This window comes from Coprococcus sp. BIOML-A2, assembly GCF_009875795.1.
Classification (GTDB): domain Bacteria; phylum Bacillota; class Clostridia; order Lachnospirales; family Lachnospiraceae; genus Coprococcus; species Coprococcus aceti.
Genome location: NZ_WWSI01000002.1, coordinates 534,433 through 544,882, shown reverse-complemented (window position 1 = coordinate 544,882; position 10,450 = coordinate 534,433). Strand labels below are relative to the sequence as shown.

The window sequence follows — 10,450 nt, the reverse complement described above, 5'->3', positions numbered from 1 at the left end:
CAAGCTTCATTGTCAATAGAATGGCAAACATTCCTCAACAAAGCGAATTTCCACTGAAAATCACCCGTTTTTTACATGGTCTGTATATTTTGATCTCATTTGTAAATTGGAATTTAACCCTCTGGATAATTAAGTCTGCTGTCATCTATATCATACAGAACCTGTGACAGGAATTTCTCTGCAAGATAGTTCGCCATACCGAGATTCATATCCAGGTAATTGCCGCACTCTCTTGGATTTGCTCCAGGGATCGGATCGTGATAATGTCTTATGAATTCGAACATTGATATCATAAGCTCCACTATATCCTTCGACTCATAATCGCCTGCGAGTATGAGATAAAATCCCGTCCTGCAGCCCATAGGTCCAAAGTATATGACCCTGTCCTTATACTCTTCATTATTTCTCAAGAATGTCGCACCGAGATGCTCTATGGTATGAACCTCCGCAGTGTTCATAACCGGCTCATAATTCGGCTTTGTCATCCTTATGTCAAATGTTGTGAGGATCTGATCCCCAGCCTTATCCTTTCTCGACACATAAATGCCCGGATTCAGGAGAAGATGATTTATCTGAAAACTTGCTATCTTATCCATGTCTACTTCACCTCATATCTCTTTATTATCTCTGTCATCATGTTTACACTGTTCTCTATAGCCTTTGCCGCAAATGTCGGATAATCCATCTCTGCACTGTCATCAGCCTTGTCCGATATGGCCCGGACAACAAGGTACGGAACCTTATTCAGCACTGCAACATGTCCTATGGCCGCGCCCTCCATCTCTGCACATCTTCCACCAAATGTCTCCACAAGCCATTTCTTCTTGTCCTTGCTCCAGATAAACTGATCGCCGCTCACCACTCTTCCAGTGAACACCTTGACTCCTATATTTGCTGCATCCACTGAGTCCTGTGCTATCTTAAGCAGCTCATCGCTGGTCTTGAACACGCTCAGCTCTGTATCAGGGATCACACCCGGCTCATATCCAAGGGCGGATACATCCATATCGTGCTCCACGGTATCCGTAGCCAGAACGATGTCTCCTATATCTATGTCAGCATCCAGTGATCCGGCTATTCCGGTGTTGATGATAGCTGACACTCCATACATGTCGATCAGCGACTGGGTACACATGGCCGCATTGACCTTGCCGACACCGCACTTTACGACCACGACATCCGTTCCTTCTATCTGTCCTTTGTAGAAGCTCATGCCACACTTGTCTGTGACCTGGAGCCCATCTATCATCTCTTTCAATCTTGCGACTTCCTCGTCCATCGCACCTATGATTCCAAGCATCTCTTATACCTCCATTATCCATTGCTACCTGTCAACTATACTACAACATTCGGAATATGTATATCCTCTTCATAAAAGGAACCTGTCTCCTAAAGCTCCTGAACAGCACCCGAAGTTCTCCCATACGCTGTACATATTCGTCCCCGGACACCTCGCCGCCATAGCTTATGCCTTCCATATATGCCGCAAGGTCCTCAGTCTCCGCCGGATCTGCGCCCTTACAGAAATATTCAAGCTGCTGCCTGTGATTTCCCGCCTTCGAAAAATCATCCGACGCAAGTCTTGCATAATCACACATATACCTATAATAAGCTATCACATTTCCAGTCTTATCTCTCCTGTGATAACCCACAAAACGAACTATCTTCCTGACTGCTATACGTCCCACAAACAAGAGCACTGCAAATGCTATACATCCCGCCAGAACATATATTATCCACACGGCATTTCCAAGTGAAAATGCTGTGCCGGTCGTATCTGTTCCGGTATCTCCGCTGTCATCACCTACGAGCCATCTTCCAAATCTGGACCAGAAATCATCCTGGGTCTCATCCTCATCTTCACTCGACGGAGGTGTCAGCTCCACGACCTGCCATCTGCCACGTATGAACGCCTCTATCCACGCATGAGCTCCGCCATCGTCCACATCCACCTGAACAACAGCCGTTCTTCCAAGCTCTGATGAGCCTGAATAATAATCATCGTAACTGAACTGTTCTTCATCGAGCATTGTTCCGTCAAGGACCTCGGTGTAATCCACGGCATACCCCTCCACATATCTTGTGGGTATCCCCATGTATCTCAGGATCAGCGCCCCCGCAGTGGCATAATTGGCACACAGGCCCTTCTTCGTGGTATCAAGGAAATAATTGACATAATCCTCATCCCTCGGCGTGGCTCCCGGATGCAGTGTGTACGGATAATTCTCCAGGAAGTATATATACACCTTCTGCAGCACATTATCCACACTGTCTTTTTCCGTGATTCCTGCGCTCTCACAGAATCTTCGTATTGAATCCATATTCTCCTCTGGAATCTCAAGATACTTGTCATCCACCGACGACATAACCGGCTCAGCCAGAGCGGATGGACTGTACTCCACACTGTACAATGAATCGCCCTCTTTGTAAGTATTCATGGCTTCTATATCAGTGTAGTAAGGGTAATATTTTAGATCTCCGGCGCCATCTATGTTCTGTATATCCATTCGTCCTCTGGCATGTCCTTCAGAATTGACCGGTGACGGATAGTCGCCATCCTTATCTCTGTCCCAATGATCCCAGCTATACTCATCACCAACGAACGCTTTCAGATAGATCCTGTTTGTGCTATATGGTGCAAATGTGATTATCAGATCCGTCTGTCCATCAAGTGTGACATCCGACACGCCTCCAAGCTTTCCATTCGCCAGTCCTCCGGTATTCGCCGAATTCCTTAGGGATTCAAATCCATACATGATGAGGTTTCCAAGCGGGCCTTCGATCTTGTTCTTCGCCGAGCTATCACGATACCTGTACAGATAAGTCTGCTGCGGCTTGACAAGGATAACCGCACTTCCCACCAATATACATACAGCCGCCACACCGGCCGCAAGCTGCAGAGACGCCCTGTCACTATGCCTGTAACTGAATCTTCGCTTCTTCTCATCATATTCAAACGTACTGTCCTTGTCAGTTATACGGAAGTGACCATTTCCCTTAAGGCAGATAACTCCCAAAAGTCCTGTGGATACCATGAACATGTAAATAACATCCGGCTCAAGCCTGAAAAACAATGGTAATATAAACACAGGAAGTGAAAACCACACTGCCCAGAACACACTCATATTCGTGTTAAGGAAAATGTTGAGGATTATTATCTCTACACAGCCTATAGCGATGGCTGCCACAGGAACAGTGAGCGCCCTGTTGGACAAAGTCTCGGAGAATACCTTAACCTCCTGGGCTCCATAATAATCAGTCACATGATCCAGAAACTCATTTACGATAGCATAAAATCCACTGTTTATATAACGTCTGAGGAGCATGATGAACAGGACAAAAGTGACAAGAAATATGACATATCCAACATCTCTCACCCACACCTTGCCTGATTTGAACAGACCACAGAAGTACATGGCCAGCAGCGCATACGCCAGAAATATAACGGGAACACCGTACGCCATATCTATACACGACAAAAAGCCGCACATTGAACCGCCTATGATAAATATCTCCAGCAGGCATTTTGCAGCAATACCTCTGCTGTCCGATTTTCTTCTGCGCAGCTTTCTTTTTCTGTAATCCGCGCCTTCTCTGCCTCCATCTGTGATCTCCGGATCGTTGAGCAGCCTTACACCTTCACAGAATTCTACCGCTTTCCTGTCTTCAGTTTTCTTTTTTCTACCAAAGATTCTACCCAATTATGTATCCTTTCACACGATCTCCATATGTAAACACTACATTGCCATCCGCTCTCATATCGCCGGAAACAACTATGATCCTTCTGTCAGAATCCAGATTCTTCTCAAGCATCGATAACCCATAGCCAAAATCTGCATACGCCTGCTCATAAAAGATCTTCTCCATCCATTCAGCGAGATCATCCCTGCTGTCTATCGAAGTCATGACTATATCGCCCTGCGCGCCGCTCCAGTAATAGAATGTAAACGGCAGTTGTTCATCCAACAGACTTACAGCCATGCCGTAGGCGGATTTCAGTACATCATTCAATATATGTGTCTCATCATCGGCAAGCTCTACCAATATCATGAGCTGGCTTGACGACATGCTCTCTCTGTCCTTTACCATCAGCACGTCTTTTTTTGCTGACAGCTTCCAATGTATATTCTGAAGCTTATCCCCCGGCTGGTATTCTCTCACATCCACAACCTCGGAGAAATCATGACCTTTTTTCCGGCTCTCCTCAGCCTCGTTCATCCCCTGTGAAACCGCGGTCATATCCGCCTCCACATCAACCTTTCCGGAAGGGAAAACCTTGTACTCTTTTACCGAGTTGCATTTGCTCTTTATCCTCACAAATCCAAGCCAGTCAGTAACACATATTCTGTCCGCTTTCACCTCCAGTGCACCTACATACGACTGGGCTATCTGGTAGTCCACCACATTCGCACTGCGCGAATATGCAGGTATGCACAGCGTATGCCTGCCATTTGTATGGAAAAGATCATTCTCCATGCTTATCTCTATCTCTGTGTTCATATTCGGAATAATGCTGCTGTTGTCGAGCACAACCGATACGAGAAATGGCGAGTCCACCGTAAGGTTCTGCTCCCCGCCGCCAAACTTTACAGTCAAATGCCTTGAAAGCACAAAGGTGCATACTATTGACACGACCGGCAGAACTATCATCAGTATCATAACTATGAAATTAAAATATGAATGCACAAAAAGAAGGATCAACAGATTTATAACAAACACGAGAATGTATTTGAATACATGCCATGCGTACTTCATCCGCTGATCCTCCTTTACTTATATCTCTTATGTTCTCAGTTCTAAGTCCTTGGAACCTTAACCTGACTTCTCACTTCATCCAGAGCCTCTGCGACAGTCATTCCATTAGCTCTGGCACGGGCTGCAAGCTTTACCCTGTGCCCAAGCACGTCGTTGAACACCTCTGCTATGTCTCCCGGCACAACATATTCTCTTCCAGAGAGCACCGCCATTGCTCTGCTCATCCGCAGAAGTGCATTTGCGCCTCGCGGACTTGCTCCCATCGAGAAGAGCTCACTCTCCCTGGTAGCCTCAACCAGAGTCACTATGTAATCAAATATTGAATCATGCACACTCAAAGTTCTCGCCTTATCCTGAAGACCTATCAGTTCATCTCTCGTCACTATTCTCTCTACACTGTCCATAGGTACAAATTCCTGACCTTTAAGTATCTGCACCGCAGCCTCGTGGGATGGGTATCCCATGGAAAGTCTCACCATGAATCTGTCAAGCTGGGACTCCGGAAGCATCTGCGTTCCCGACGAACCAACCGGATTCTGGGTTGCCATGACCGTGAAAGGCTGTGGAAGTTCCCTTGTAACAGCATCGACTGTCACATGTTTTTCCTCCATGATCTCAAGGAGTGCCGACTGAGTCTTAGGCGATGTTCGGTTTATCTCATCCGCAAGGAACAGATTACAGAACGCTGAACCCTCTCTGTACTCAAACTCACCGCTTTTTGCATTGTACATGGAAAATCCCATTATGTCACTCGGCAGAACATCCGGTGTAAACTGGACTCTGTTATATTTCATATCCAGAGTTCTGGCAAATGCCGTTGCAAGAGTGGTCTTGCCCACACCCGGGATATCCTCAAGCAGTATATGTCCACCCGCAAGTATGGCAGCATAGACCTTGATTATTATATCTCTTTTTCCCTTTACGACCTTCTCTACCTCATCAACGACCCGGTTCTCTATATCTGTCATACGCCGTCCTTTCTCTTAGCTCTGGTTAACTCTCTTCACCTCTGATATGAACTTATCCTGTGGCAATGGTCTTGAGAAATAATAGCCCTGAATGTAATTCACTCCAAGATTGCTGAACTCCCTGAGGGATTCCTCCGTCTCCACGCCTTCCACTACGATCTTCATATTCATATCCTTAACCATGCTTATGGTGTTCTTGACAACCTTCATCATCTTGTCATCTGTGTCTATATCCGCAAATGTCTTGTCCAGCTTAACTATCGCAAACGGCATGGATGCTATCCTCTTCATATTGGAATAACCTGTTCCAAAATCGTCAAGTGAGAATGCAATACCATAATCTGTGAGACTGTTGATATTGTCCATTATTGTCGTCTGAGCATAGGCAGCCGCAGTCTCAGTAATCTCAAGATTTATCTGCTCATTGCTGACTCCGTAACGCTCCATCACCGCCCGCACGTCTTCTGATAACTCACTGCTCATGCACTGGATGACCGACAGATTCACCTCAACATATTCCAGTCCGAGATTCTTGAATTTCTCTCCAGCTATGAAACGGCACACCTCTTCAAGAACGAACTTACCTATCTTATGGATCATTCCATTCTCCTCCGCAGCAGGGATAAATATCTCCGGCGAAATGTATCCATACATATCATCATTTAATCTCAGAAGTGCCTCAGCACTGTTATACTTTCCAGAATCTATGCTGTATATCGGCTGATAGTAAACCTCAAACCTGTTCTCGGCAAATGCCTTATCAAGTATCATGCCCATGTCCCGCATCAGATCATATCTTTCCTTGTTATAGATATCTCTGGCATAGAGAACACGGCCTGTATACTCGTGCTCAGCAAGCTCACCGCCAAACCGCATCACACTGTCAACATCCTCTATATCCTGAGGACATCTGGTGATACATATTATCGGCAATAGATTTATAAACATATCATTATACTTATATCCCTTCTTCAGCTTCTCGTTTATCCGCTCCGCAAAATCCTCAGCCTGATCCTTGATACGCTGGTTCATGACACATCTGAACATTCCGGTTCCCAGATAATACCACTCAACATCATATCCGTATGGTCTGCTCCACTCTAAAAAGTCTTCAGAGATCTCCCTGAGCAGCTTATGATATTCCTCAACTCCCAGAATCCCGCGAAGAGTCTTGTCATTCTCCATAGTTATCATAACTACCGTTATATCAAGGCCATTATCCAGAGAATTTCTCACGTCGTCCATGTATCTTGTGATCTTGTTCAGGCCCGTGGCACTGCTTATAATCTGCTCCGGACTCTGTATCAGCAACGCAACGAACAGTAATCCAATCGCATTTGCAAACATCTCAATCGGAATATCCGGGTTAAACATCTGAAATACGGCCGCAACAACAACCAATGGGAATATCGCTATGGTTGATACAAATCTTCCTCTTGTAAGTCTCCTGTGATATCTCGTAACAACCATGAAGCCCAGAATCATATAAAATATTCCGGCAGCATACAGAAATGTCATGAAAAACTCTCTTCTGTACTCTCCCTGTCCGCCTATGCTGAATACACACGGAGTGAAAAAATTAACTCCGAGCATGATCATGCACAGCAACGTTGGAAGTGCCAGTATGAAACTCTTAACTTTACCTCTGAATATATGTATGGCATCCACTATGTTCACCACATAAGCGGCATACATAGCCGATGAAACGACATGGAAAAAGAGATATCCCGTATGGAATATGTATTGGGTGACTACATGCCTTTCACCCATATTGTCAAATGCGATGGCGCCTATATCAAACGCTGTGGCAACCATTGCAATGGTCAGAACAAATTGAAACTGCCTGTTTAATTTGCCTCTGGTCATCTTCTTCATGATGACTGAGACCATGATAAGAGTAAACACGCAGAATGCCGCGTAATCAAAGTATAGTACTTTGCTCATATTATCCTCCTATGTACAACTCCTCCACCTATAGAATAATATAACAAATATTTCTAGGTCTTTCAACGCATTATATCCGGGCGGTCTGTTATCACTGCATCTACGCCCAGTCTGCACATACGTCTCATCCAGTGTGGATCATTCACAGTCCACACATATACCGGTATGTGCTTGCGCTTCATTCTCTTCACAAATTTCTTCGTGCAGAGAAGATAATTCGGCGATATAAAATCCGCTTTACACCGTCTCATTCTTCTCTCAGGAAAATACTCATTCAATCTGACACCGAGCTTAGCCTTTTTCTTACCGACGAGCAGTCCGGTCTTTATCCTCGGGTCTATGGCCTTCACATTGTACGACACTTTGTCCTTGAAGGATTTTATCGAGAACTCACCGTATCCAAATCTCCCCTTGACAAGATCTATGACACGCCTCTCGTATCCGCTCTCCTTTAATTCTATATCAAGACATATCTTTCCGCTGCAGAGTTCCAGGACTTCGTCAAGTGTAGGCACTCTGTAGCCTTCTTTTGATGCAATATCGTTGATCCTGTTGTATGTCATATCTCCTATCTTTCTGCCGTCTATAGTTCCATCATGAAATACTATGAGTATATTATCACTGGTTTTCCTCACATCGAACTCCGCCATATCCGCCTTCAGATCTATAGCTATCTGAAACGCTTCAAGTGTATTCTCATGAGGCGCAAGGGCACTCGCTCCTCTGTGTGCTATCACCATAGTCTCTCTATTCATGCAAATATACATCTCCATTCTGATCAATATTTAAATCATATATATCATCTATCGGTATCTCGGTTCTGTCTTCCATAACTATCTTTTTCCCATATACGTCAACATTGCGTATATATCCCGACACATGTTCGTATCTTCCACCGGCTTTTCTGTCATCCTTTACAAAATACTCTATACTCACACATTTTTTGTCTGCATTATGCATTATATTCAACAGTTTCTGATCAAGAACCATTTTCTGACTCTCATCCAGCTCCAACTTCTCATCGGTGAGCCTTGCAGTCTCCGCTATGGCTGCTCCATGTCCTGTGAGTGCGGCAAATGGGGCAAACTGTGCTGCTCTGTCATGGATAGACATGTGCGGATGAACAGAGGACACATGATGTGGAAGCTGTATTATATCATCGTAATTATCTTCCATAAGCCCCTCCTAAGCCTTGTGACCGCCTATCTGTCCGTTCCTCTCTATCGTCGTACCGCCCTCCTCAAGATTCATTCCCTTAAGGACTGCATTTTTGCCAAATTTCTTCTTGAGCTCTATCATCGCTTTCTGCATGCTCTGCTCCCGCTTCATATCCTGCTGCTTTTTCTCCGTCTCTGCTGCCCCGTCTCCAAAATCATCAAACAGACTGAGCTGCCTTGCTGACTGTTTCTCATGTGCCGCAGTATTCGATATGATATTGTTCGCCGTGACATATATCCTTCTGACATACAATAAAGGATCTACGATCTCTTCAAACAATCCGGTCACCGCATCCATGATGACCTGTGTAGATGATGTATACTCTCCAAGATTCACCGTTCCATGGGCACTTTTCGGTATCTTTCTCCCATACATATCTGTCTGTATCTCTCCGGAAAATTTCGCTCCCGCAGCGTTCTTTTTGAGATTATCTATATCATACCCCACTGTTATGACCATCTGATCTGTCTTGACATTCTTATCCACAAGATCCAGCACGAGCAGATCCGTCATCTCACGGATAATAAGTCTGGCTTTTTCATATTCGTATGGGCATGACAACACCTGTCCTGAACCTATGCTGTTTCTCTCCGGCTTGTAAGCCTTGATATCTGCAATGGTACAAGGCTCCCAGCCCCATGCATGATCTATGAGCAGCTCTGCATTTATACCAAATAATCTGTACAGCAGATCTTCGTTGTAATACTCATCGTCATGTCCCAGTGAGCATCTGGCGATATCACCCATGGTATAAAGTCCATGACTCTCAAGTTTTCTCGCATGTCCTTTTCCCACTCTCCAGAAATCTGTGAGCGGTCTGTGATTCCACAGCTTCTGTCTGTACGACATTTCATCAAGACTTGCTATCCTGACTCCATCCTTATCCGGGGCTATATGCTTTGCCTCAACATCCATCGCTATCTTACACAGGTAGAGGTTCGTTCCTATCCCTGCTGTTGCTGTTATACCGGTCTGTGCAAGCACATCCTGTATGATCGTCATGGCAAGATCGTGCGGACTCATCTTATATATCCCAAGATAATCCGTCACATCCATGAACACCTCATCTATAGAATACACATGCATATCCTCTGGTGCTACATACTTCAGATAGATGTTATATATATCCGTACTGTACTTCATGTAATATGCCATACGTGGCGGAGCGGCTATATACGAAACCGCAAATTCATTATGCTCCGCAAGCTCATTGGAATCGCAGCTCTCCCCGGAAAAGTTTCCACCGGGTGAAAGTGTTCTCCTGCTGGCATTGACCTCCTTAAGCCTCTGCACCACCTCGAACAGTCTGGCTCTTCCAGGTATACCATAGCTCTTCAGCGACGGGGAAACAGCAAGACATATGGTCTTCTCTGTTCTCGACGCATCTGCCACTACCAGATTGGTGGTCAGTGGATCAAGTCCGCGCTCAACACATTCAACCGATGCAAAGAAGGATTTCAGATCTATCGCAATATACGTTCTATCTTTCTTATCCCTATCCACAGCCAATCCCCCTGTCACTTCTTGCTCAGTCTTAATCTTCTCTTTCTGATGCTTATGTGCCT

The 10,450-nt window shown here is 45.1% G+C and carries 9 protein-coding genes; all 9 read right to left on the bottom strand.

What is annotated here, in order from left to right:
- Positions 1–113: 113 nt before the first annotated feature.
- Complete coding sequence (locus tag GT575_RS06725) at positions 114–596, bottom strand: S-ribosylhomocysteine lyase (RefSeq protein ID WP_015534167.1); 483 nt, start codon at positions 594–596, stop codon at positions 114–116.
- 2 nt (positions 597–598) lie between these two features.
- Entirely contained in the window at positions 599–1,300 is a 702-nt protein-coding gene (locus tag GT575_RS06720; RefSeq protein WP_022216034.1) for a 5'-methylthioadenosine/adenosylhomocysteine nucleosidase, read from the bottom strand.
- Positions 1,301–1,340: 40 nt separating this feature from the next.
- Positions 1,341–3,701, bottom strand: coding sequence for a transglutaminase-like domain-containing protein (locus GT575_RS06715; RefSeq protein WP_161171761.1), 2,361 nt, complete (start codon positions 3,699–3,701; stop codon positions 1,341–1,343).
- On the bottom strand, positions 3,694–4,755 hold the full coding sequence (locus GT575_RS06710; RefSeq protein ID WP_161171760.1) for a DUF58 domain-containing protein: 1,062 nt from the start codon (positions 4,753–4,755) through the stop codon (positions 3,694–3,696). The genes GT575_RS06715 and GT575_RS06710 overlap by 8 nt, the downstream gene beginning before the upstream one ends.
- A gap of 41 nt (positions 4,756–4,796) precedes the next feature.
- Positions 4,797–5,723, bottom strand: a complete 927-nt coding sequence (locus GT575_RS06705; RefSeq protein WP_022216037.1) for an AAA family ATPase — start codon at positions 5,721–5,723, stop codon at positions 4,797–4,799.
- Between the two features lie 15 nt (positions 5,724–5,738).
- Complete coding sequence (locus GT575_RS06700; RefSeq protein ID WP_055144168.1) at positions 5,739–7,667, bottom strand: EAL domain-containing protein; 1,929 nt, start codon at positions 7,665–7,667, stop codon at positions 5,739–5,741.
- 62 nt (positions 7,668–7,729) lie between these two features.
- Positions 7,730–8,422, bottom strand: a complete 693-nt coding sequence (locus GT575_RS06695) for a glycerophosphodiester phosphodiesterase (RefSeq protein WP_055222819.1) — start codon at positions 8,420–8,422, stop codon at positions 7,730–7,732.
- The gene (locus GT575_RS06690) at positions 8,415–8,843 is read right to left on the bottom strand and encodes a hypothetical protein (RefSeq protein ID WP_055144164.1); all 429 of its coding nucleotides are present in this window, start codon (positions 8,841–8,843) and stop codon (positions 8,415–8,417) included. The genes GT575_RS06695 and GT575_RS06690 overlap by 8 nt, the downstream gene beginning before the upstream one ends.
- A gap of 9 nt (positions 8,844–8,852) precedes the next feature.
- On the bottom strand, positions 8,853–10,388 hold the full coding sequence (locus GT575_RS06685) for a Y-family DNA polymerase (RefSeq protein ID WP_161171759.1): 1,536 nt from the start codon (positions 10,386–10,388) through the stop codon (positions 8,853–8,855).
- Positions 10,389–10,450: the final 62 nt, after the last annotated feature.